This window comes from Phyllobacterium chamaecytisi (genome assembly GCF_020164455.1).
Classification (GTDB): domain Bacteria; phylum Pseudomonadota; class Alphaproteobacteria; order Rhizobiales; family Rhizobiaceae; genus Phyllobacterium; species Phyllobacterium chamaecytisi.
Genome location: NZ_JAIQWW010000015.1, coordinates 1 through 20,708, shown reverse-complemented (window position 1 = coordinate 20,708; position 20,708 = coordinate 1). Strand labels below are relative to the sequence as shown.

The 20,708-nt window shown below is 56.3% G+C and carries 25 protein-coding genes and 1 tRNA gene; 8 read left to right on the top strand and 18 right to left on the bottom strand.

From position 1 onward, the window contains the following. Positions 1-5 precede the first annotated feature (5 nt). From infA to LB462_RS20800, 7 genes are all read right to left on the bottom strand, one after another. Complete coding sequence (gene infA / locus LB462_RS20830; protein WP_008122731.1) at positions 6-224, bottom strand: translation initiation factor IF-1; 219 nt, start codon at positions 222-224, stop codon at positions 6-8. A 126-nt stretch (positions 225-350) separates the two neighbouring features. Further along, positions 351-827 (bottom strand): arsenate-mycothiol transferase ArsC, encoded by a 477-nt coding sequence (locus LB462_RS20825; protein WP_224511987.1) that lies wholly within the window; start codon positions 825-827, stop codon positions 351-353. A gap of 8 nt (positions 828-835) precedes the next feature. Further along, positions 836-1,315, bottom strand: coding sequence for a UPF0262 family protein (locus LB462_RS20820; protein WP_112526258.1), 480 nt, complete (start codon positions 1,313-1,315; stop codon positions 836-838). 7 nt (positions 1,316-1,322) lie between these two features. Continuing rightward, positions 1,323-2,615, bottom strand: coding sequence for a histidinol dehydrogenase (gene hisD / locus LB462_RS20815; protein ID WP_224511985.1), 1,293 nt, complete (start codon positions 2,613-2,615; stop codon positions 1,323-1,325). A 12-nt stretch (positions 2,616-2,627) separates the two neighbouring features. Then, positions 2,628-3,065, bottom strand: coding sequence for a DUF2948 family protein (locus LB462_RS20810; RefSeq protein ID WP_224511983.1), 438 nt, complete (start codon positions 3,063-3,065; stop codon positions 2,628-2,630). 132 nt (positions 3,066-3,197) lie between these two features. Then, a complete protein-coding gene (gene murA / locus LB462_RS20805; protein ID WP_224511981.1) occupies positions 3,198-4,487 on the bottom strand; it encodes a UDP-N-acetylglucosamine 1-carboxyvinyltransferase in 1,290 nt (429 codons plus the stop codon). 118 nt (positions 4,488-4,605) lie between these two features. Continuing rightward, positions 4,606-4,800 (bottom strand): hypothetical protein, encoded by a 195-nt coding sequence (locus LB462_RS20800; protein ID WP_224511979.1) that lies wholly within the window; start codon positions 4,798-4,800, stop codon positions 4,606-4,608. 239 nt (positions 4,801-5,039) lie between these two features. Between LB462_RS20800 and LB462_RS20795 the strand changes: the two genes are divergently transcribed. The 7 genes from LB462_RS20795 (at position 5,040) to LB462_RS20765 (ending at position 9,231) form a co-directional block, all read left to right on the top strand. Continuing rightward, positions 5,040-5,114 (top strand) — tRNA-Thr (locus LB462_RS20795). Between the two features lie 147 nt (positions 5,115-5,261). Beyond that, the gene (locus tag LB462_RS20790) at positions 5,262-5,669 is read left to right on the top strand and encodes a hypothetical protein (RefSeq protein WP_224511977.1); all 408 of its coding nucleotides are present in this window, start codon (positions 5,262-5,264) and stop codon (positions 5,667-5,669) included. A gap of 54 nt (positions 5,670-5,723) precedes the next feature. Continuing rightward, entirely contained in the window at positions 5,724-6,740 is a 1,017-nt protein-coding gene (locus LB462_RS20785; protein ID WP_224511975.1) for a phage major capsid protein, read from the top strand. A gap of 4 nt (positions 6,741-6,744) precedes the next feature. Then, on the top strand, positions 6,745-7,011 hold the full coding sequence (locus LB462_RS20780; protein ID WP_224511973.1) for a hypothetical protein: 267 nt from the start codon (positions 6,745-6,747) through the stop codon (positions 7,009-7,011). After that, positions 7,008-7,271 (top strand): hypothetical protein, encoded by a 264-nt coding sequence (locus tag LB462_RS20775; protein WP_224511971.1) that lies wholly within the window; start codon positions 7,008-7,010, stop codon positions 7,269-7,271. The genes LB462_RS20780 and LB462_RS20775 overlap by 4 nt, the downstream gene beginning before the upstream one ends. A gap of 230 nt (positions 7,272-7,501) precedes the next feature. Beyond that, positions 7,502-8,215, top strand: a complete 714-nt coding sequence (locus LB462_RS20770) for a competence protein CoiA (RefSeq protein ID WP_224511969.1) — start codon at positions 7,502-7,504, stop codon at positions 8,213-8,215. 473 nt (positions 8,216-8,688) lie between these two features. Then, positions 8,689-9,231, top strand: coding sequence for a hypothetical protein (locus tag LB462_RS20765; protein ID WP_224511967.1), 543 nt, complete (start codon positions 8,689-8,691; stop codon positions 9,229-9,231). 156 nt (positions 9,232-9,387) lie between these two features. Here the strand turns inward: LB462_RS20765 and LB462_RS20760 are convergent, their stop codons facing one another. The 11 genes from LB462_RS20760 to LB462_RS20710 all read right to left on the bottom strand — a co-directional run bounded on the left by LB462_RS20760 (position 9,388) and on the right by LB462_RS20710 (position 19,993). Then, complete coding sequence (locus LB462_RS20760; RefSeq protein ID WP_224511965.1) at positions 9,388-10,158, bottom strand: HNH endonuclease; 771 nt, start codon at positions 10,156-10,158, stop codon at positions 9,388-9,390. 129 nt (positions 10,159-10,287) lie between these two features. Next, entirely contained in the window at positions 10,288-10,863 is a 576-nt protein-coding gene (locus LB462_RS20755; protein WP_224511963.1) for a hypothetical protein, read from the bottom strand. Then, positions 10,860-11,648 (bottom strand): hypothetical protein, encoded by a 789-nt coding sequence (locus tag LB462_RS20750; RefSeq protein WP_224511962.1) that lies wholly within the window; start codon positions 11,646-11,648, stop codon positions 10,860-10,862. The genes LB462_RS20755 and LB462_RS20750 overlap by 4 nt, the downstream gene beginning before the upstream one ends. Before the next feature lie 93 nt (positions 11,649-11,741). Further along, positions 11,742-12,605, bottom strand: coding sequence for a hypothetical protein (locus tag LB462_RS20745; RefSeq protein WP_224511959.1), 864 nt, complete (start codon positions 12,603-12,605; stop codon positions 11,742-11,744). Positions 12,606-12,887: 282 nt separating this feature from the next. Then, positions 12,888-14,570: a phage/plasmid primase, P4 family gene (locus LB462_RS20740; protein WP_224511957.1), complete on the bottom strand. Its 1,683-nt coding sequence runs from the start codon at positions 14,568-14,570 to the stop codon at positions 12,888-12,890. A gap of 112 nt (positions 14,571-14,682) precedes the next feature. Next, complete coding sequence (locus LB462_RS20735; protein WP_224511955.1) at positions 14,683-14,961, bottom strand: hypothetical protein; 279 nt, start codon at positions 14,959-14,961, stop codon at positions 14,683-14,685. Between the two features lie 140 nt (positions 14,962-15,101). Continuing rightward, positions 15,102-16,277 carry a tyrosine-type recombinase/integrase gene (locus LB462_RS20730; RefSeq protein ID WP_224511953.1) on the bottom strand — a complete coding sequence of 392 codons (1,176 nt, stop codon included), beginning with the start codon at positions 16,275-16,277 and terminating at the stop codon, positions 15,102-15,104. Positions 16,278-16,471: 194 nt separating this feature from the next. Continuing rightward, entirely contained in the window at positions 16,472-17,389 is a 918-nt protein-coding gene (locus tag LB462_RS20725; protein ID WP_224511952.1) for a ribokinase, read from the bottom strand. A gap of 4 nt (positions 17,390-17,393) precedes the next feature. After that, on the bottom strand, positions 17,394-18,245 hold the full coding sequence (locus tag LB462_RS20720) for a BtpA/SgcQ family protein (RefSeq protein ID WP_224511939.1): 852 nt from the start codon (positions 18,243-18,245) through the stop codon (positions 17,394-17,396). A 47-nt stretch (positions 18,246-18,292) separates the two neighbouring features. Further along, positions 18,293-19,003, bottom strand: a complete 711-nt coding sequence (locus LB462_RS20715; protein WP_224511936.1) for a GntR family transcriptional regulator — start codon at positions 19,001-19,003, stop codon at positions 18,293-18,295. 87 nt (positions 19,004-19,090) lie between these two features. Beyond that, a complete protein-coding gene (locus LB462_RS20710; RefSeq protein ID WP_224511934.1) occupies positions 19,091-19,993 on the bottom strand; it encodes a LysR family transcriptional regulator in 903 nt (300 codons plus the stop codon). A 133-nt stretch (positions 19,994-20,126) separates the two neighbouring features. Between LB462_RS20710 and LB462_RS20705 the strand changes: the two genes are divergently transcribed. Beyond that, positions 20,127-20,708 (top strand): FMN-dependent NADH-azoreductase (locus tag LB462_RS20705; RefSeq protein WP_224511932.1); only part of this gene is annotated, 582 nt, incomplete at its 3' end.

Genomic DNA, 20,708 nt, shown 5'->3' with positions numbered 1-20,708 from the left:
GCTGATTATTTGAAGCGATAGGTGATGCGACCCTTGGTCAGATCGTAAGGGGTCATTTCAACGAGAACCTTGTCGCCGGCGAGAACGCGGATGCGGTTCTTGCGCATGCGGCCAGCTGTGTGTGCGATGATTTCATGATCATTTTCGAGCTTTACCCGAAACATCGCGTTGGGCAACAGCTCCGTCACGAGACCGGGAAACTCCAATACTTCTTCTTTCGCCATGCGTAGTGCTATCTCCGATAAGGGAATTTGAGGTCATGCTCGACCGCAATTTTGCGCGGAACCTATAGTATTGCGCACCATTTGTGAACAAGGGAGTTCGATACAATTATGATGCTGTCAGCCGGTTCAGCCGGTTCTGCCGAAACGCTCCAGAATGTGACGTTTCAGATTTTCCCGAACATCACGATAAGCGTCCATTATCTGATTGCGACGGCCCCGCACCAAGGTAGGATCGGGTGTCGGCCAATATTCCACATGTACAGACGTTGTGCGGGTTAGTTCGAGTGCCATATGGTGGGCCTTGGGCGACAATGTAATGATCAAATCGAAATAATCATCTTCCAGCTCTTTGAAAGTGCGCGGCTGCGCAGAGATTCGTTTTAATCCGACCTCCTCCAGAACCGCGTCCACAAAAGGATCGGGCTCGCCTTTCTCGACGCCTGCCGAGGCGATATAGATCCTCGATGGCAGCAGACTGCGTGCGAGTGCTTCCGCTATCGGTGATCGGATCGAATTCAGGCCACAAATGAACAAGACCGCACTCGGCACCACCGCTTTTGCGGGTTCCTGGTCGTCAGGCAGCTTTTCCGCTCCGATAGTCATTGGTTCGTCTAGCCCCGCCAATGCAGCACACATACCAACGTGAAAAGGCGGCGGGCGGTGTCGAAATCCACCTCGACCTTGCCATTTAAACGGTCCATCAATGCCTGCGAACCCTCGTTATGCAATCCGCGCCTACCCATATCAATAGCTTCGATCTTGCTTGGGCTGGAAGCGCGGATGGCCTCATAATAGCTCTCGCAGATCATGAAATAGTCCTTCACGACCTTGCGCAACGGTGTCAGCGACAGGATATGCGTGACGACTTCATCGCCATTTTCGCGTGCGATGGCGAATATCAGCCGGGATTCCACCAGTGATATCTTAAGCCGATAGGGACCGCTCCCCTCATCGCCCACCGGGCGAAAACTGTTCTCTTCGATTAGATCGAAAATGGCGACAGCACGCTCGTGCTCGACATCCGGCGTAGAACGGCCGATCGTCTCGTCCAGCTCCACATCAATCAGTCGCGCCATGTCCGTCGCTGTCATTATTTCCCTACAGGTTCAACCGGATTGCAACGGAATTGCCATGGGCATCAAGGCCCTCTGCACGCGCAAGTTCGATCGCTGCCGGACCCAAGGCGCGCAGCTGCTCCACACCCAATTTCAGGATGGAGGTTCGCTTCACATAGTCAAGTACCGAAAGGCCGGAAGAAAATCGCGCCGACCGTGCGGTGGGCAAAACGTGATTTGAGCCACCCACATAGTCGCCGATCACCTCTGGTGTGTAACGTCCAAGGAAGATCGCCCCGGCGTTGCGAACGCCTGCCAGCAGTATTTCGGGATCGGCAGTCGCGATCTCGAGATGCTCGGCAGCGATCCGGTTAACGAGCGGTAGCGCCGACAACAGGTCGGATACCAGAATAACAGCGCCGTAATCGCGCCAGCTTGCGCTTGCGGCCTCCGCTCGTGGCAATGTCAGTAGCTGGCGTTCCACGGCGGCGATAACTGCGTTGCCCAAGGCCTCGTCGTCCGTGATCAGGATCGACTGCGCGGCGCTGTCATGCTCGGCCTGCGCCAAAAGGTCGGCCGCGATCCAGTCGGGATCATTGTCGCTGTCCGCCAGGATCAAAACTTCCGACGGACCCGCAATCATGTCGATGCCGACCTTGCCGAACACGCGGCGCTTGGCGGCTGCCACATAGGCATTGCCGGGACCTATGATCTTGGCGACCGGTGCAATCGTTTCAGTGCCATAAGCGAGCGCCGCAATGGCCTGCGCGCCACCAACGCGGTAAATCTCGGAAACGCCGGCAAGCCGCGCTGCAACCAGCACGAGCGGATTGAGCTTGCCCTCTGGCGACGGCACAACCATGACGATACGTTCGACGCCGGCGACCTGCGCCGGAACAGCATTCATAAGCACAGAACTTGGATAACTCGCCGTGCCGCCCGGAACATAAAGCCCGACCGATTCGACTGCCGTCCAACGCGAACCGAGTTCTACACCCAGCGCGTCCGTGTAACGATCGTCCTGCGGCATCTGCCGCGCGTGGTGCGAATGAATCCGATTGCGCGCCAATTTCAGCGCTTCGACCGTTTGTACAGGCGCAGAAGCCACGGCTGCGTCGATCTCGGCCGAGGTGATCGCGATGCCGTGTTGCACAAGATCGATCCGGTCGAAGCGCTGCGAATAATCAATCAGTGCGGCATCGCCCTCTGTGCGGACGCGATGAATTATATCGGCAACAGCGCGGTCCACGTCCTCAGAAACCTCACGCTTGGTCACGAGAAACGCAGAAAACCGCGATTCAAAATCGGGTTCGGACTGTCTCAGCACAAATGCCACGCTAATCACTCCTCAGATTTCGTGTTCCGGTTTGAACGTGGTTTCCCAAGCAGGACCGAGATCGGTCAACTGGGCCTCGATGGCTTCCACTTCCAGCCTCAGCGCCTTGTTGGCGGCGAAGGTCAACTCGACAATACCCGAAGGTGCGTCCGAAACGATGAAATGGATTGCAAGAAGCGACAAGATATCGTCCCCGTGCCGGCGATCAATGCCAGTGGCCTTGACGTTGCGCACCCGATCGAAAAGCAATGCTGTGCGGCGACGTTCAAAGGTACGGCGGCGCTTGCCATCGACAGCCTGTTCCCAGACGAATCGATTCACGCCGAGAACAAGTTTCTTTTCAGCAGCCAGATATTCAACGTCATCAACTTTCAACACAGAATCCTGCAGATGCGCCGAAAGGATCTGCAGATCTTCCTCATCAAGCGCGATGAGTTTGAGCGTGTCCATGTCTTCCCTTTGCAAAATTGAGCGAGATCGCGATGCCGATCCGGCACCACGACATCTTTCCTGTTAGAGGAAAGTGTAGGGAAATGGAATTATGCGCTGCGTAGAATCTGTGTTGACGCTACGAAAGTAGGATCAGTCACTGATACGTTCGACAACCGCGCCGCAGCGCGTCAGCTTTTCCTCGAGACGTTCAAAACCGCGATCGAGATGGTAGACGCGATTGACGACTGTCTCGCCCTCAGCGGCAAGTCCAGCAATGACCAGCGAGACCGAGGCCCGCAAATCGGTCGCCATCACGGGCGCGCCCTTCAGCCGTTCGACACCTTCGATCTTAGCCGTCTGGCCCGATAGTGAAATCTTGGCGCCAAGCCGCGCCAGCTCCTGCACGTGCATGAAGCGATTTTCGAAGATCGTCTCCGTGATGTAGGACGTACCTTTCGCCTTGGTCATCAAGCCCATGAACTGCGCTTGAAGATCCGTCGGGAACCCTGGGAACGGCTGAGTCGTCACATCGACCGGCATGATACCATGGCCATTGCGGACAACACGCAAGCCTGAATTTGTTTCGGAGATTTCCGCCCCAGCCTGACCGAGCGTGGTCAAGGCAGCGCTGAGCAAACTGGCATCAGCGCCTTCGAGGATGACGTCCCCGCCGGTCATGGCTACCGCCATGGCATAAGTTCCGGTCTCAATTCGATCTGGAATGACGCGAACGCGCGCTCCGGAAAGGCTCACGACACCTTCAATGGTGATTGTCGGCGTACCGGCACCGCTGACCTTCGCCCCCATAGCATTGAGACAGTCGGCCAGATTGACAACCTCCGGTTCCTGCGCAGCGTTTTCGAGGACCGTCTCGCCTTTGGCCAGAGTCGCGGCCATCATCAATACATGGGTCGCGCCAACCGAAACTTTCGGGAAAACGTAGCGGGTACCGACAAGACCGCCCTTCGCACTGGCCTTGACGTAACCATTCTCGATCTCGATATCGGCGCCCAGCGCGCGCAGGCCATCGATGAACAGATCCACAGGACGCGTGCCTATGGCACAGCCGCCTGGCAGCGAGACCGTAGCAACCCCCATCCGCGCAAGAAGCGGGCCAATAACCCAGAAACTTGCACGCATCTTGGAAACCAGCTCATAGGGCGCCGTCGTATCGACAATATTGCGCGCGGTGAAATGGATGGTGCGTGAATAGGCGCCGTCCTGGCGTTCGCGGCGTCCATTGACAGAATAATCGACACCATGATTGCCGAGAATACGGATTAGTTGTTCAACGTCGGCGAGATGAGGAACGTTTTCCAGCGTCAGCGTATCATCCGTCAGAAGCGACGCGATCATCAATGGCAGGGCCGCGTTCTTGGCGCCCGAAATTGGTATGACGCCATTGAGCTTGTTACCACCAACAATCTTGATGCGATCCATATTGTGTCACTTTCGCGGGAAACTACCCGTCCTGTCGTTGAGACTCTTTGCAGAGCCGGTTGCTGTAAACCATCACACGAAATGGTTCAAGAAAGGCTTATGACCCTTTTTTGGGCCTTTATGATTCCTCTTGGGAAGAATCGGAAGGCTTTTCGGTTGCGGCAACAATGCCCTCGTCGCGTTCATCGGCGTTACCTGCCCGGCGCGAGCGCGATTGCTGTTTTCGGCGTGCCAGGTTTGCCCGCAACTGTTCGGACCGTCGCTTCTCGCGGTCAGTTTGTTCGGAATTCGGGTTTTTCGACGGCGAAGTCATATCGTGTCTCATATATTCCGAATGAGTTTCATGCCATTTTACTCCCAACGAACCATCGCTTTCGCCACACACACACATAATTTGGCAAAGAGATTACGATTGCTTGCTTGCGATTTCAGCAATGATATGGCAGAAGTCCGCCGCGTTCGCAAATCGGCTGCAACTCGGGTAGAGCACTTCGCTGCGAGGTGGTATACGGGAAACGAGGCATGGTTGCGATCCGCATGGGACATCGAAACGCTGTTGTAGCTCAGTGGTAGAGCGCGTCATTGGTAATGACGAGGTCGGGAGTTCAATCCTCCCCAGCAGCACCATCTTCTCCCAATGAATTCCGGCACTTCAGTAAAACCGATCAAAGTAGGTGCGCCTCCACTTTGCTTTTTGGGCACAGATTTGGGCACGGTAGACAACTTCGCGCCATCGGCGGATATTGGCCTCCTTTCATCGATGGACTGTATCCCATGAGCGCGAAGGCTTCGGCCTATAGTTTCCTGCGGGAAGAGCCAGAAGCGTCTGTAAACATCTCTCAGAGCGCTTTCCAGTCGCTTCTGAGGCGGATGGAGGAACTTGAATTGGCCGTGATGGAGTTGCAGCGGAGAAATGACACCACCGACATTTCTTCACCTAATCCCGTCGATGTTCTTCGCGAATCATGTCGCGACCGTAACATTCCGATTTCCGGCGACGGCTATGTGCGCGAGGCCGATGCGGCGCGGCTGGTCAATCGCTCGGCGCATACGCTGCGGAACTGGCGGCAGCAGCATTGTCCGCTGGCGTTCCGGCGGCTTGGCAATCGGGTCGAATATTCCCTCGATGTCATCAGCGAATTCCTGGTTTGCCAAAACCCGACTGAACCCGACTGGCGGTGATCCAGATCGAGGTGCTTGATGTTCCACCCTGGAATATCAGCAAAGGATCGCACCATGAACGCCATCTCCACCTTGCCTCGCGGCCTCATGTTCACGCGCTACGTCAAGGCACTGGCATTGAACAAGGGCAGTCTCGAAGGCGCTGCCGCCTATAGCGCCGAGACTTACGGTCCGATGTCGCCTATTGCCCGTATCACCAAAGCTGCAAGCGATGCCGGTAGCACGCTGCCATCGAGCGACTGGGGATCGCAGCTGGCGGATTACTCCAGCACCGTGGCGAGTTTTCTCGCCATTGTTTCGGAGCGATCGATTCCGGGCCGCATCGGCGGTCTGGTAAGAGTTCCGTTGTTGACCCGACTGATCACGCAGATCGGCCCCGCTGTCGCGGCATGGGTTGGCCAGACCTTGCCAAAGCCGGTAAGTGAAATGGCCTTCGCCGCCGATGAACTGCCGCCGCTGAAAATCGCCGCGTTGAGCGTCGTGTCGAATGAATTGCTCAGGTCCGCGAATCCGGTTGCAGAGACGTGGTTGAGGGATGCGCTCGTCAATGCGCTCGTCCTCGAACTGAACAAGGCATTCATCGATCCGGCCAATGCCGGCACGGAGGATGTCAAACCGGCCAGTGTCCTCCACAATGCGCCGACGATCCCGGCGACAGGCGTCTGGAAGGATGACTTGGGCGCTTTGCTCGGTCTGTTCGAGGGCAATGCCGAGTCGGCCAGCATCATTTTGAATGGCAAGACTGCGGCTGGCATGACCGGCGCGGACCAGCCGGGACTGGACGTGCGCGGCGGCACATTGTCGGGCTTTGCGGTCGTGACCGATCCCAGCGTTCCCCTCGGTGTCGTCGGTCTGATCGATGCGGCTCAGGTCAGTTACGGCGAGGACGCGCTGCGGGTCGATGCCTCGCAGCAAGGCACGCTTGTCATGGATAGCGCACCAGCGCCAACGGCACCGGCCACCGTCTCGTTATGGCAGCGGAACTTGGTGGCCATTCGCTGCGAACAAGGGGCGAATTGGTCTGTCGGCAAGGTCGGTGCGACGGCGTATTTGACCGGCGTGGGAGGTTGAGCCGATGGACATCGAGAAGACAGCCGACGCGATCTTCAACAGCGTCGAGGCGTACATCACCAAACGATTGGCCCCGCTGCAAGCCGAGGTGAAGGAACTGCGATCCAGACCCGAACCGCACTACTGCGGCGTCTGGACGGATGGCACCTACGATCCCGGTGCATTGGTCACCGATCACGGCTCGATGTGGTATTGCAACGAGACGACCAGCAGCCGCCCCGGCAGCAGCAAGTCATGGAGCCTATCGGTCAAGAGAGGTGTCCCGCGATGATCAGCAAGCAGCAGGCGCTGCGCCACGCCAGTCGGACGATCAATGATTTGATGCATGATTCCGTGCGTCGTCTGAGGCGCGACATGACGGCAGCAGGCATGACACCCGACCAGATCGCAGACAGCATCGATGCGGCGATGGCCACGTTCATGGTCGAAAAGCCAAAGGTGCTGGATGCGCTGGCGCTCTGGTTGCAGGAGAACGATCCGGACGAACTGTCGCTGGCGCTGCGGATCGGCAAGCGGGAAGAGCTGCATTGAGGCGCGCTGGTGTCTCATCTGATCCAGGTGGAACAAGTGATTTAATTGCCAAGGAGTGTCCAAGCTTCCAGAGACGAATCGCGATGTAAATGCGCAACACTCCACATCCTAAATGCGCAATAACTCATATATGCATTTTGTGACAGCGGGCGGAGAATTCTGCTCAGCAAGCCTTTACCTCCGCCCAATCTACAGCAACCCTTTCACAAATCGATGAAGGGGTAGCAGAAATGAAATACGCATCGGTAAATGGGTTCCGTCAAGAAGCAGAACCAAAGCTCCGTGGAACTTGTCCGAACTGCGACGGCGAAGTGGTCGCCAAGTGTGGTCGGCAGCGGATTTGGCACTGGTCTCATCTCGGGAAACTCGAATGTGATCGCTGGTCGGAGCCGGAGACCGAATGGCATCGCGCGTGGAAGGCTTTATTTCCGCAGGATTGGCAGGAGTTCCCACACATCGCCGATGACGGCGAACGTCATATCGCGGATGTTAGGACCGATAAGGGATTGGTGATTGAACTCCAGCACTCGCCCATCCATCCAGACGAGCGGCTCTCCCGCGAGAACTTCTATGAAACCATGGTCTGGGTCGTGGACGGCATGCGCTTCAAGCGTGATCTTGGCGCCTTTCGCGAGGCTGTGGCCGAGGGAGTACTGCAGTTCAACCCTTTGTACCTGCTTCCTCCGCCAAGAGCCGCTGGAATATTCCAACGTTGGGCTCGTCTCCAATGCGATGTGTTTATCGACTTTGGAGACGAGGAGTTCCGCATCGCAGGGTTCCAGCTTCATAAACGTGTCCTTTGGCAGTTGATGCTGTATCGAGGAATAGGACCCGTTGTGATCGCTCCCATCACGCGAGAGAGCTTCATACAGTACTGCTTGGATGGTAGCGTGTTGCAGCAACTTGCAGTGAAGCAACGCGCGAGAAGGCGCTACCACCGCTAATTCTCACCGGAGGCGATACGTGGGGGGCGGTGTGTTAAGTCCGGTAGCGTTTCCAGCGGCCACCCGTCTCGCCGTTATTTGGAGAATTTTTCTGCCGGAATTGCTTTTTGGCGGGGCGTTTTGGCCTATTCCTGACCTATTCCGGACTCATCCTGACCATTCCCGGCCCGATGTTATAGATATATTTTGGCCTATATAACGCTCAGCCATTGCGAAATGACAGATGGAGATCTTGGTGGTGATTCAGTGACCTCGCGCCCGGTGCGCTGATACAACATAGACCAAGGCCGAGAATGCGCTGACACCGGCTAAAAAGACCTTAACGACGATCCTGCGGGCGTGGAGGGTATGGGTGAACGCCCTTTGTTGTTCTGGCGGTGGCGGGCGATCAAATCGGGCAGTGAAACTTGGCGATGAAATTTACAGCGCATACCGAATCATCGGACAATCGCGTAGCAAGCCCGGGGAACCAAATGAACAATCCAGCACCAGACCAGCACGGCGATCGCGAGTTCGAACTGTCGCGCGTCAAAGCCATGGCGGAAACGATGTCGCACCAGGCGAACTGGATTAGCAAATTGTTCTTCTATTTAATGACGGCCAACACGGCCGGCCTCGCCATCGCATTTAACACCGTTCTCGCCGAGGGGAGGTTTGCCGATGTCGCCAGTGAGATCCTTACCTATTTTGCGTTTGGGGCCGGTGCAGGGATGGCTGGCTTCAGTCTGGTCAACCTTGCTATCAATAGTACCGCCGAAAAAACGCTAAGGGCTATTGCGAGGATAGAAAACGCTGAGGCTGTTAAGCACTTCATGACCACCTTCGCGAATGACAGAATCGCACCCCGCGAATGGGTGGCGCGCACTTTCGTGGCAGCGTGCATAATCGTCTCGATAGGCGGTCTGGGTTCTGGCATCAGTTATGCGATGGGCTCGTCGCAGGGGTATTTCAAATATAAGGCCGAGCACCCACCAGCCGTAACCGCCCCGTACCAGCCAAAGGCGACCACCCCATAGACACCCGACATGTAAAATTCAGTTTTGCGTACGCAGCACACATTCAGGCGCTTCGCCCGCTATGGGCTGCGGACCATAGGCCAGACCCGAGAATGCGCTGACGCACCCGGAAATCGGCCTTAACGGGCATTCCGTAGACAGGAGCAGGAAGCACTTTCATTTGTGGGAGTTGGACTGTTGAACAGCGAGTATTTCTCGCAGCGCGTCGACGGACAGCGTATCACTGGTTCGATGCAACATGGCGTGGCAATTGGGGCAGACAGGAATCAGATCGTTGATCGGATCAACTTTGTATTCCTTCCCGATCTTCGAGATCGATACAATATGATGCACGTGGATATAGTTTGCACCAAGCTCGCCATATCGTTCGCCAAAATGCATATCGCAGACGCGGCAACGACAGCCGTAGTGTTTTAGACAACGGTTTCGGGCTTCTCGATTCCGCTCATAAGCATTCACAAGAACCGTCGTTTTAGCACCCTCTGGGAAAACCTCCTGTTCCTCAACACCTTCAAGCACCTCGGGTATGGTGTCATACATTCCAACTTCAGCAGCGACATACCAGGCGCGAGGTAAGGCAACCAACCGCACATTCTCTAATTCGGGGGTAAAATCTTCAATTGCAGACGGGGAAAGGTCGCCTTGTTCTGGGAACCGTTTGACTCCGCGCATCGAGAACGTGCGGAGAGCATATCCCTCATCCTCAACTAGCCTGATATGCTCGACTGCCTGAGAATAGCCGGGCTGCTTGATACCCTTCGCGCTAATCTCCCAATCGTTATGCAGGACGAGACGAAACTTACTCGTATCTTCCCCCTCCCATACGCCAAAAATTACAAAGCGATCATCGTGATTGACGAATGACCAACTCCACGTCCAATTTTTGCAACTGGCCCCATGCGACTGAATAAACTGCTTTCTATTCATTTCGTATCCCACCCGCGTCAATTGCTGCGCCTGCATATTCAATCTATCAGTTCAGACTTTCCCCTCTTCAAATACATAGGCAAACTCCGAAAGCTCTCACCGCTGCGACTGACGAAGCGCTTTTGCAGGTTAGATTTTTCCAACGGCTTGTCGAGGAGTCAGGATAGAATCGGCTGGGATCATGCCGATCAAAACGAGCTTTCTCCGAAAATTGTCGTCACTGGTAACAAAATGGTCTCTAACGTAATACAAGTGCGCCCAAAATGCCTGAGCGTCGCACAGCATGTTCTTCCAGCGTCTTCCAGCTACTGACGATAGGTCATTGGCATCAGCTCCATTGGCGGCAGCGTATTGTGGCCAAGACGCAGAGTGCTGTGGGAACAATGCCTCGAATATACTCGTTTCCCTCGCCAGCATTTCGTCACTCGGATATATCGCATGGCCCCAAAAACTGATGTCCAATTTTCCTATTGGTTTGAGCAATTCTATCGATTGGAACCCAAGCGCAGTCATGCGGGCTTCGAAATCTGAAATAGTATGTAGATAGCCTCCGCCAGGCTGTCTCTCAGACGCACCGGATGCAACCATGGCAAGATCGATGTTTCCTGCGTTTGCTTGCTCAATCAAAGCAAGGACATCAGCTTTCTCAGGCTCATCGTTTTCGATGGCAATCAGACAATTCATATCGAGCGTGAAAGAAGTCACAGATCGCTCCGCGGGCCCGACCGTGCCACCGCATCGGAGTGAACACTGCCATATTCGTCGTATAGTTCGCGATCAAGCTGATACAAATTAGAGAAGAGGTCTTCATCGCCCAATGCCTTGGCAGCTGTTGCAATCGCCGATAACGCCCTCGAAGTATATTGGCTAAATTGGTCCCTTATTGTCTCCAGCGGATGATCGCCCTTCGCCATAGGCACACGGAAACCACGCCCATCGTAAGCGTCCAGTGTATGCACAGCAGCACCATGAACGTATCCCGAAAAGGTGCTATCAATTGTCTCCGTTACCGAGACAATGTCGCTTACGTTCATCCCGCCTTGATAGGTCCGAGCCACATACGCTCTGATTTTTCCGCGGTTAACGCGGTGCCTCTTCTGTGTCGACTTTAGGGGGTCAGAGTGATCGAATTCTTCCTGAAAAAATTCTTTCAGATATTGCTCGTGACTCTTCTCCGGGGCAGTGCGGAATATGATCGGACCAGCCAAGAATAGGATGTCAGAGCCAGCCTCATCCAAGATTCTCATCGACGCGCCGGCATCTAAAAAAAAGCCGGCCTCCAGCAATGTCCTCCCAGCAAGAAGAGCGCTGAGAATACGGACAGATTTCAACACCAGCGCTTGGCCGACGTCCGCTTCCAGATATCGATAATTTGGTCCTACAACTGTTTGAACTACTACAGGCTTAGGGACGGAAGCAGTCATTCTGTCAATCGCCGATCGCATAGCGAGAACTGATCTGTTGAATGCAAGACTCTCTGCTGAACTCATCCGCTCCTCCACCTATGGTTGTGGCACAATCAAGGATGCCAAGGCAACGTCTTTAGGGAGACACATTGCCAGACGGCAGCAAACACCGGAGCCTCATGGACGGCCCGTCAATCCAAACATGCCGGAGAGTGTCTCTCTCTCGCTTTTCTCGGCGGTCTTCAGGATATCGAATTGATCGCGCGGCAGATGTTGAAGAATGGCGTCCTCGACCAGGTCGCGAAGCATCTGCGGATCGATAGCATCCAGCTCGACCGAGATATCGCCGAAGTTCTTCGCTCGACTGTCTGACTTCTTGGTCGGTCGGGTCGGCAGCGCCCATTCCTTGATCTGACGCTCCGTCACCGCCAGCCTTGTGAAATTGATTTCCGCGTCAGGCGCGAATCCCCTCAACGATGTCTCAGTCGCCCGTGCCGCATCCTGACCGGACGGGTCAAAGTCGCCCAGATGGTAGATGAAGGCTGGCACGTCGAGTCCGGCGATATATGTGCCGCTTGTGTGCAGGAAGGACAGACTTGCATAGCCCCGCGCCGACATCAGCGGCACGTCGAACATGCCGGTGATTGGATAGACGACGCCAGCCAGTGCATCCTTCTCAAGCCAAACCTCGACATAGCAATCGGCGTCGCGCCACAGGCTCTTCCGGTAAAGCCTGGCCGTTTCCCGAAGCGCTTCCTCCACGTCGTTATAAGTGAGCGGTTTGCGTTCCCATCTTGTGAAGTCGGCAAGCCAGTCGTAAGGCAACCACCCAGACTTGCGCATCTCCGTGAGGTCGTACTGAACCTGCCGGTAGCCGTTCTCCGTCTTGTCGACGATGCCGTGGACCGTGCACTGATAGAACGTCTGCCGCACGGTCATCGGCGCACCGCGCTTGACTATCGTGTAAATCTCTGCGCGCCGCAGCCCGGTTTCGGCCTTTGTGGCGCGGTGGCGTTTTATTGTACTAGGTCGATAAACCATCTGTCTCCTCCTGTTTTCGATGAGGGTGGCAGGCACGGGAGCGCGCATGATGGTCCTCGTAAGGAGGAGAGTAGCGAAGACCCCGGCACTCGGAGCGAAATTCGCTCTCGGTGAACTTTTGGAGAGGTTTCTTTCACGATGTTCTGTCTTGCCTCGCGCGCGCGAGAAATCATTGAACTTTCCTGTGACGATGTGACGTTCGTGACGCACTTTTGCAAAGTCGCTACGTACGCGCGCGGGTAAGAGGAAAGTTGCGGAAAGTGCGTCACAATCGTCATTCCGTCACACCGCCTGCGTCAGGTAGAATTTCAGGCCGGTGAAATAGACGCCGTAGCGGTCCTTGTATTTGGCGAACCGAGGGTCTTTTTGGAGCTTGCCAGCCAGCGCCCTTCCGGTGATTTTCCGGTCTCCGCTCCACTCCATGTAAGCCTTGTGCAGATTGACGAGGGTGTCCCTCTCGGTAGAGCCGACCTCGCACATTTCGATGATGAACTGCCCCAGCGTGTCCTGTTCGGCGAAATAGCTTTCGGTGGCTGCGATGACGGACGCTGGCCGTGTCAAACCATGCGCATACCATTCTCGCGCCCCATCGATCAGCCAGCCCAAGATTTGCGGCCCTTCCTGTTCGATGAGCCGGTCCTTGAGATCGGGATCAACCTTGGCCGGTTTGTGGATGAACGGGATAATGTTGACGCGCCGACGAATGGCCTCGTCCACGTTCTCTAGGCTTGGCGCATGGTTGCCCGACATCGTCAGGGTGAACTGAGGCTGGAAGGTGAAATTATCCTTGTACATGAAGCGGGCTGTCACAGCGTCTCTGCCGGTTAAAACCTTGATCCGTTCCTCGTCCCACTTATGCCCTGCCTTAGTCTCCTGTGCCGTTACGAGCCGCGCCCCTGCCAGCATGGCCAGATCGGTGCTGTGCCGTTCAAAATCGCTGGACGTGAAGACCGCCATCGGAGCGGTTCGGGCATAATCGCCAGCGAGGGAGACGATGGTGCTGAGCAGCACACCCTTGCCGTTTCCACCGGGACCGAAGATGAAGACGAGTGCTTCCTCGCTGGTGCAACCTGTCAATGAATAGCCGAACCATCGCTTGAGGAATGTAATCATCCCGGCATCGCCGCCTGTCGCTTCGATGAGGAAGTCCAGCCACTGGTTCGGCGGACGACGGTCGGGCGCTACCGCAGTCTGTTTGCTGATCAGATCAGTCGGACGCGGCGTGAAAATGCGGCCGGTCCGGAGGTTGACGGTTCCGCCGGGAGTGCCGAGCAGATCGGGGTCGCGGTCCCAGTTCGCTGCCGTGCATGATATCCTTTTGTCGGTGCGAGCAAGGGTTTCGACGTTGCTGGCAAATCCGGCTCGTCGGATGTCCCTGATTATCCGCGCCTTGTCCTCGCCGCTGGTGATGTTTTGCGCCAGTCGCTTGAAGGCTTCGTAGACAAGGCGGGTTTCATCCTTCCGCCAGAAGGTGCCATTCCACACGAACCACGACCGTGCGGATTGATCGAAGCGGACCCGCTGCTCCGCGAGACTGACGAAGGTGTCAGCCGTATCGATCTCGTTGATGATCCCGGCAATCGTGGCATCTTTCATCAGCAAGTCGAGATCGACCGGGATCTTCGCTTGCGCCCTCATCCTGTCCATCGCCGCCTCGATCTGGCGGCGTGTGACTTCTTCGCCGTCCTCGCGCATGGCATCGTCGGCATCACGTTTGTCTTCCAGCGACAAACCAAGCTCCTTGAGGGTGGGAATGAGATATTTCTCGGCGTGCTGTTCGATGGTCAGCGAACTGCCCTCGGCGTAGGCCGGGATCGGCAGTGGCAGCAACCCCGCCAACGGCATCGGGACATCGAGCGGAATCATGCTTCGCGTCACTCGCATGCCGATGCGGCGGGCATTGAAACTCTCGCCGCAGCACCCGCAGATTACGCTCCTCCAAGGAAATGCAACAAACATCGTCATGGCAACCTCGCTTTCGGGTGCCGCTTGACGCAATGAGATGGGAACCGTATTTTTAAGACGTTGAAGTCTTGAGGTTTCCCGGCCCGTCGCGCACCATCGCGGCGGGTTTTCTTTATGGCTCCACTCGTTCGGATTTTGTCCCTTTCGGTACCGCTGCCGGTGGGTAGACGGGTGGAGGCCGCAGGTTTTTATCGAGCCATTTGTTCACCAAGACCTTCGCGAAAATCCGTCGAGCCTGCAAATTGTCATTGAACTTCAGACCGGCAGGAAAGCCCCGGTTCGCGATCAGGTCCGGCAGCTCGGATCGGTCGGTGATGATGTTTCGTTTGAGCAAGTCGCTGATGGTATAGAAATCATAGAGGTCGTCGGGGTCGTCGTCGGTGTTTGGCACGATGCTCCTCCATCATTAAGCAATATGGAGTATTGTTGCACTTTATGTGCTCTTTGTACATCCACCAAAACTGTGAACTAAATGAACACTACTTATGAACTTAAATTCCCTACCGGTTAACTATCGGTCTATTCTTGGTATTAGTTCACTGTGGATGAACTTTGCTTTGCCGCGACAATAGCGGCGATGGCATCGGCCCAAAGCGCTAAAGCGGCCCCTTTTTGCGGCTCCAAGGTGCTGCGCATGTAGCGGGCAGACACCCCCGGTATCGCATGGTTCAGGATGGATTTGATGACCTGCTCGTCGATGTCGAGATCCTGCAAGCCGCTCGCCGCCGTGCGCCGCAAGTCGTGGAGCGTCCAGCCGGTGACGCCAGACTGCCGGTCAAGCTCGGGCTTCATTTTCGACCAGCCCGACATGCGGCCCGTCCGACCCGCAAACACGATGTCCCGCGCCTCGCCCGTCCCGACCAGTTCGATTGCCAACGCTGGCAATGGAATGGCGTGTGGCCGGTTCGCCTTGTTCTTCGACTGCCTCCAAGTCGCGTTCAGGATATCGCCATGCCGCAGATCGGCGCACTCATCGCGGCGTTGCGCCGTCAGTAAGGCGAACCTTACCAACCGACCGAAGGCCACCGACGATGGACCTTCCAGCCTGTCGCAGGCATGCCAGATGGAACCGATCTCGTCGTGGGTCAGGACGCGATCTCGCGCCGTTTCCTTGGACTTCCTGATATCGCGGACGAAGTTGACTTCGATCAAATCTTCCTGTGCGGCCCACGTGAAAACCGGCCCCAGCGCGCCGAGAAACCGATTGGCGGCGGATGGTTTTTTCTCGCTGACCTCATCGCGTACCGCGCGCAGATTGGCCTTGGAGAACGACTTGGCCGGCAAACTCAAATAGTCTTTGAGGAAGCGCCGGATGGCCGACCAGCCATTCTCCATCGCCGTGCTGACCGGCCCCTCCTTGCGGCGCATTTTTTCGTACTTGTCGATGAGTTTGCCCAGCGTCAGTTCCTGCCGGGGGTGGACCACCGGCTCCACGATGGTTGGCGCACCGCTGTCGATCCGTTCCGATATCTTCCGCGCCGCATTGCGCGCCTCGACTAGCCCCATGTTGTTCGGGGCATCCGGTGCGTCGGGATGATAATAGCCCAGTTTCTCGCGGCGCTGCGCTCCGCCTACCCAATGGCGCAGCGTCCATGTGCGACGGTTTTTGCCGACACGGAATGTCAGGCCGGGAAAGGTGGCATCGGGGTAATCGCCGGGGCCGAGGGTTTTGATATTGAGGACGGTGAGCTTGATGCGTCTGGTCATGTCGGGTTCCATTTTTGGGCACAATTGGGCATAAGCCCTTGTCCATCATATATCACTATATGATTTTATATGGAACCTCCAAGCCCCGTGGGATAAGGCTTTTCATGGGGAAAAGGGGCCTCCCCGTTGGGCACAAGCACATCATTGGTAATGACGAGGTCGGGAGTTCAATCCTCCCCAGCAGCACCATCCCTTCACTTCTCGAGACTTTTATAACGTGCTACCAGCACTGCGAGTTCGTCGCGGCTGGGCAGAGCCATAAACGCACCCCGACGTTGTGCAGTCAGTGCAGCGGCGCTTTGAGCGAGGTTGATGGCGGTCTCCTGGCCCAAACCCATCGCAAGCATCGCTGCAAACACTCCGCAAAAAGTGTCGCCGCAACCAGTCGTGTCAATTGCACGAATTTGTGAGGCTGGGTAGTGGCAGATCGTTCCGTCGCTATCGGATGTAAGGCACCCGCCTGCTCCAAGAGTGATGATCGCAATGGACGCACCGAGCCGGCACAGGGCTGCGGCGGCTTCAGGCGGTTGAGAAATGCCCGTGATGGCCTCTGCCTCGCCGCGATTTGTGACAACAATATCGCACAACGGCAAGAGCGGCCCGACGTCCCACCATAGCGGCGCAGGATTGAATAATGTTGTTGCGCCGCGGGCAGTTGCGGTCGCGAGAGCGGCCAGGGTACTAGCCTGTGTAAGATTGCCTTGCAGCAGTACAACGTCGGCCGCATTCGCCTTCGCAGAGAAGATTTCTGCCGTTTCCTCGGTCAGTGCAGCGGCACAACTTCCCATACTTACAATGCTATTTTCACCGTCCGGCAACACCATCAGAAGTGAGAAATCACTCGAATAAGGAGCCTGGTGCAGTTCGAGTTCCGTCATGCCTTCTGCCGCCAAGGCTGCTCCAATTTCTGCGCCTTGTGAGTCGCGTCCGATGGCAGTATGGAAGACGACCTGCGCGCCGGTACGCGCGGCGGCAACTGCCTGGTTGAGCCCTTTCCCACCGGGCGCGCTATTGGCGCTGTCACCGAGCAGCGTTTCACCTTTTTCCGGCAAGCGCGGCACCTGGAGCGTTAAATCGAGGCCCGCATTGCCGAGAACGAGCACTTGGCCCACGACGTCAGCTCCGCGCTTTCTCGACAGCTTGCATGAAGACCTGCAGCCGATCCGGATCGACCGGGTTCCACCAAGCGCCCTCATGTTTGAGATAACTTGCAACAATCACCGCGTCAGCAACAGTAAAAATGTCGCCTACATTATCCGGTGTGACACCGGAACCAACGGCAACAGGCAGCGACGTACCGGACGCTATAGTCTGCAGTTCATCCATTGTGGCGCTATCGCCCGTGCGCTGGCCGGTGGCTATGGCCACGTCGGCATCGAAAAACTCATTGTCGCGCGCGAGTTCAGTGATGGTGCGGTCGCCAGTAATAGCATGAGCGCCGTGCTTCACGTGCACATCGGCAAAGATGCGGACGGATTTAGCGCGCAACCAGGCCCGATAGCGCGCCGCCTCGCCTGCAGGTCCGTCCATCAGACCTTCATTGGCGACATAGGCATTCGACCATTGGTTGACGCGAACGAACGCTGCACCGGCAGCCTTGGCCACCGCCAGCGCCTGAACCGCCCCGTTGGCGAGAACATTGACGCCGATGGGCAGGCCGCTATGACGGCGAACAGCATCGGTCATGACTGCCATGGCAGCAGCGGTTTCCGGACCAAGGCGATCCGGCTTGGCAAAAGGGATATCGCCGTGGTTCTCGACAATCAGACCATCCACACCGCCAACTTTGTAGCGCCCGGCTTCCGCCACGGCGAAAGCGACAATATCCTCCATTGGCTCTCCATCATAGTTCGGAGAACCCGGCAGCGGCAGCGAATGAATCACGCCGATAACGGTCTTGCGCCGGGCGAAGATTTCCTGGATGGCGTTCGGCTTGGCGCGATAGATGGACTTGGGTTGCGAGGTCATGGTGATGCTTTCTACATGCGGTTAAAGCGGGGGACGTTCCGTCGTTGTTATGAACGGGCGAGACCAACCTGGAAGCTGTATCGATCCGCCCGATAGTGCAGGACGACATATTCGACGGGCTGCCTTGCCGAATTCCACGACATGCGATGGCAAACCAGAACCGCGGCCGGTTGTTTTAGTCCGAGGCTCCTAGCGGTAGTGGCATCGGCAATGGCCCCTTCGATTCGTTCATGGCCGCCGGTCAATGCGACGCCTGCAGCCTCTTTGAGCCAGCCATAAAGTGATCCGTTGTCCAGAGCAGTGACCGTGGGCAGTCCGGACCGTTCGAATGCCACAGGAGCCAGGTAGGTCAGCGATGTCGCCATGGGACTTTCATCCGCCAGCAAGATGCGATCTATCTCGAGTACTGGAGAATTAACGGCAATTCTCAACTCCGTCGCCACGAATTCACTCGCCAGCGTAAGTTTCAGTGACCGTGTTCGATAACTGGGCTTCAGGCCCCTCACCCCCATGTCCTCGGAAAAAGATGAAAGACGATTTAGGGTTCGTTCGATGCGCGGCTCAATGACAATCGAGCCGCGACCCGACTTACGGCTTATCAATCCTTCCGCCTCCAGAAAGTCGAGCGCCGCACGCGAGGTCGTCCGACTCACGCCGAAACGGCGGTTGAGTTCCGCCTCACCCGGCAGCGCCTGGCCCGGCCTGAAGGTGCCGTCCTCAATTGCCCGTCGCAGTCGCTCTGCAATCTGCGACCACATTGGCGTCCGGCCTTCTATAATATCTGTTTCGTACCACATAATGCCAAACAACATGACGTCATGACATTTGTCAATGATTGAAACCGATCATTCGAACTTAGCCAATTCCTGCTTGAAGCGGTCAACCAGCCAAGTGGCTGCCGGTCCGAGAGGGCTGTCTACCGGATAGAGCGCCAGCAAGGGATAGGAAGCATCCGGATAAGGTTCGAGGTCGAGATGTACGAGCCTCCCTTCGGCGAGATCGTCCTTGACCATCCATTTTGCCAGACCACCCCAGCCCAGGCCCGCCAGCATCAATTCGTGCTTCGTTCCAACGTCGGTCAACCGCCATGTTTTATAGGCGAATACGCCGAAATCCCGGCCCTTCGTTTGTTCGCTCAAATCGGTGACAACGAGTTGCACGTGGTCGCGTATGAAGGAAAGAGGCACCGGCCCCTCGTAAAGAGCGAGAGGGTGATCGGGCGCTGCAACTGGTGTCATCGCAGTTTCCCCGACTTTTACGGATACAAGCTGGTCATAGGCTACTAACGGCGGGCCCCCAATGCCGAAATCGGCCTGCTTTTTCAGCACGAGATCCCAGACCATACCAAGTGCACCCACGTGCAGGCGCAAGCTCACGGTTGGGAACTGCAGTTGGAACGACTTGAGTACTGCCGTCAGAACGGGCGAAGGCAGCGTGACGTCGACGGCAACCGCCACTTCTGACTCGAGCCCCTGCTTCAGTCCCTCGACCCGCGCGCGCAGGCTTTGCAAGACCGAAACCATGCGTCGCGCATCCTCGAGCATGGCTTTTCCACCTTCTGTAAGCCGCGGTTCCCGGGTTCCACTTCGGTCAAAAAGTTGCAGCTCCAACTGCCCCTCCAGATTGGCGATCGTATAACTGACGACGGACTGCGAACGATTAAGCCGTCGCGCTGCTGCCGAAAAACTCCCTGTCTCGGCGACGGCAACGAATACTTGAAGCTGATCTAGTGTTGGGTTGGGTTGCATGGCCACAACATATCTATCAATTCGATGGATTAGATCGATATTTTCCCAGTTTTCTAAATGGATGTCGAGAACCAAATTACCCTCATTGATCGTTTCTTTTCGAGACGACCTCCCAATTGAAGGAACTTAGGCTATGTCTTCCATACTTCTTGTTACATCGAGCCCACGCGGCTCTGCTTCCCATTCCACACGCGTCGCAACAGAACTCGCCAATAAGCTGCAAGCGAAAACGCCTGGTGCGAAGATCGTTACCCGCGACCTCGCGAGCAACCCGCTTCCCCATATTGATGCTGACTACGCTTCGGGCATCTACACACCCGTCGAGTCCCGTTCTGTCCAACAACAAAATGTTGTCGGCGTATCCGACGCAGTTGTAGACGAACTCTTCGCTGCTGATGCCGTCGTCATCTCTACTGGCATGATCAACTTCAACATCTCGTCGACGCTTAAGGCCTGGATCGACCATATTGCTCGCGCCGGCAGGACGTTCAGCTATGGCGCCGAGGGCCCGAAAGGTCTTGTAACTGGTAAGAAAGTATATGTAGTGATCGCATCCGGCGGTGTTTATTCGGATGGTCCAGCCGCTGCCTTCGACCATGCGACCCCTTATCTGAAGACAGCACTCGGCTTTCTCGGTATGACCGATGTCGAGGTAATTCGCATCGAAGGCGTTGCCATGGGACCGGAAGCGGAAGCCAAGGCGATTTCTTCGGCC

Coding starts and splice junctions, on each gene's coding strand:
- infA (WP_008122731.1), bottom strand. CDS start 224: ATGGCGAAAGAAGAAGTATTGGAGTTTCCCGGTCTCGTGACGGAGCTG.
- LB462_RS20825 (WP_224511987.1), bottom strand. CDS start 827: ATGACTATCGGAGCGGAAAAGCTGCCTGACGACCAGGAACCCGCAAAA.
- LB462_RS20820 (WP_112526258.1), bottom strand. CDS start 1,315: ATGACAGCGACGGACATGGCGCGACTGATTGATGTGGAGCTGGACGAG.
- LB462_RS20810 (WP_224511983.1), bottom strand. CDS start 3,065: ATGGACACGCTCAAACTCATCGCGCTTGATGAGGAAGATCTGCAGATC.
- murA (WP_224511981.1), bottom strand. CDS start 4,487: ATGGATCGCATCAAGATTGTTGGTGGTAACAAGCTCAATGGCGTCATA.
- LB462_RS20800 (WP_224511979.1), bottom strand. CDS start 4,800: ATGACTTCGCCGTCGAAAAACCCGAATTCCGAACAAACTGACCGCGAG.
- LB462_RS20790 (WP_224511977.1), top strand. CDS start 5,262: ATGAGCGCGAAGGCTTCGGCCTATAGTTTCCTGCGGGAAGAGCCAGAA.
- LB462_RS20785 (WP_224511975.1), top strand. CDS start 5,724: ATGAACGCCATCTCCACCTTGCCTCGCGGCCTCATGTTCACGCGCTAC.
- LB462_RS20780 (WP_224511973.1), top strand. CDS start 6,745: ATGGACATCGAGAAGACAGCCGACGCGATCTTCAACAGCGTCGAGGCG.
- LB462_RS20775 (WP_224511971.1), top strand. CDS start 7,008: ATGATCAGCAAGCAGCAGGCGCTGCGCCACGCCAGTCGGACGATCAAT.
- LB462_RS20770 (WP_224511969.1), top strand. CDS start 7,502: ATGAAATACGCATCGGTAAATGGGTTCCGTCAAGAAGCAGAACCAAAG.
- LB462_RS20765 (WP_224511967.1), top strand. CDS start 8,689: ATGAACAATCCAGCACCAGACCAGCACGGCGATCGCGAGTTCGAACTG.
- LB462_RS20760 (WP_224511965.1), bottom strand. CDS start 10,158: ATGAATAGAAAGCAGTTTATTCAGTCGCATGGGGCCAGTTGCAAAAAT.
- LB462_RS20750 (WP_224511962.1), bottom strand. CDS start 11,648: ATGAGTTCAGCAGAGAGTCTTGCATTCAACAGATCAGTTCTCGCTATG.
- LB462_RS20745 (WP_224511959.1), bottom strand. CDS start 12,605: ATGGTTTATCGACCTAGTACAATAAAACGCCACCGCGCCACAAAGGCC.
- LB462_RS20740 (WP_224511957.1), bottom strand. CDS start 14,570: ATGACGATGTTTGTTGCATTTCCTTGGAGGAGCGTAATCTGCGGGTGC.
- LB462_RS20730 (WP_224511953.1), bottom strand. CDS start 16,277: ATGACCAGACGCATCAAGCTCACCGTCCTCAATATCAAAACCCTCGGC.
- LB462_RS20720 (WP_224511939.1), bottom strand. CDS start 18,245: ATGACCTCGCAACCCAAGTCCATCTATCGCGCCAAGCCGAACGCCATC.
- LB462_RS20715 (WP_224511936.1), bottom strand. CDS start 19,003: ATGTGGTCGCAGATTGCAGAGCGACTGCGACGGGCAATTGAGGACGGC.
- LB462_RS20710 (WP_224511934.1), bottom strand. CDS start 19,993: ATGCAACCCAACCCAACACTAGATCAGCTTCAAGTATTCGTTGCCGTC.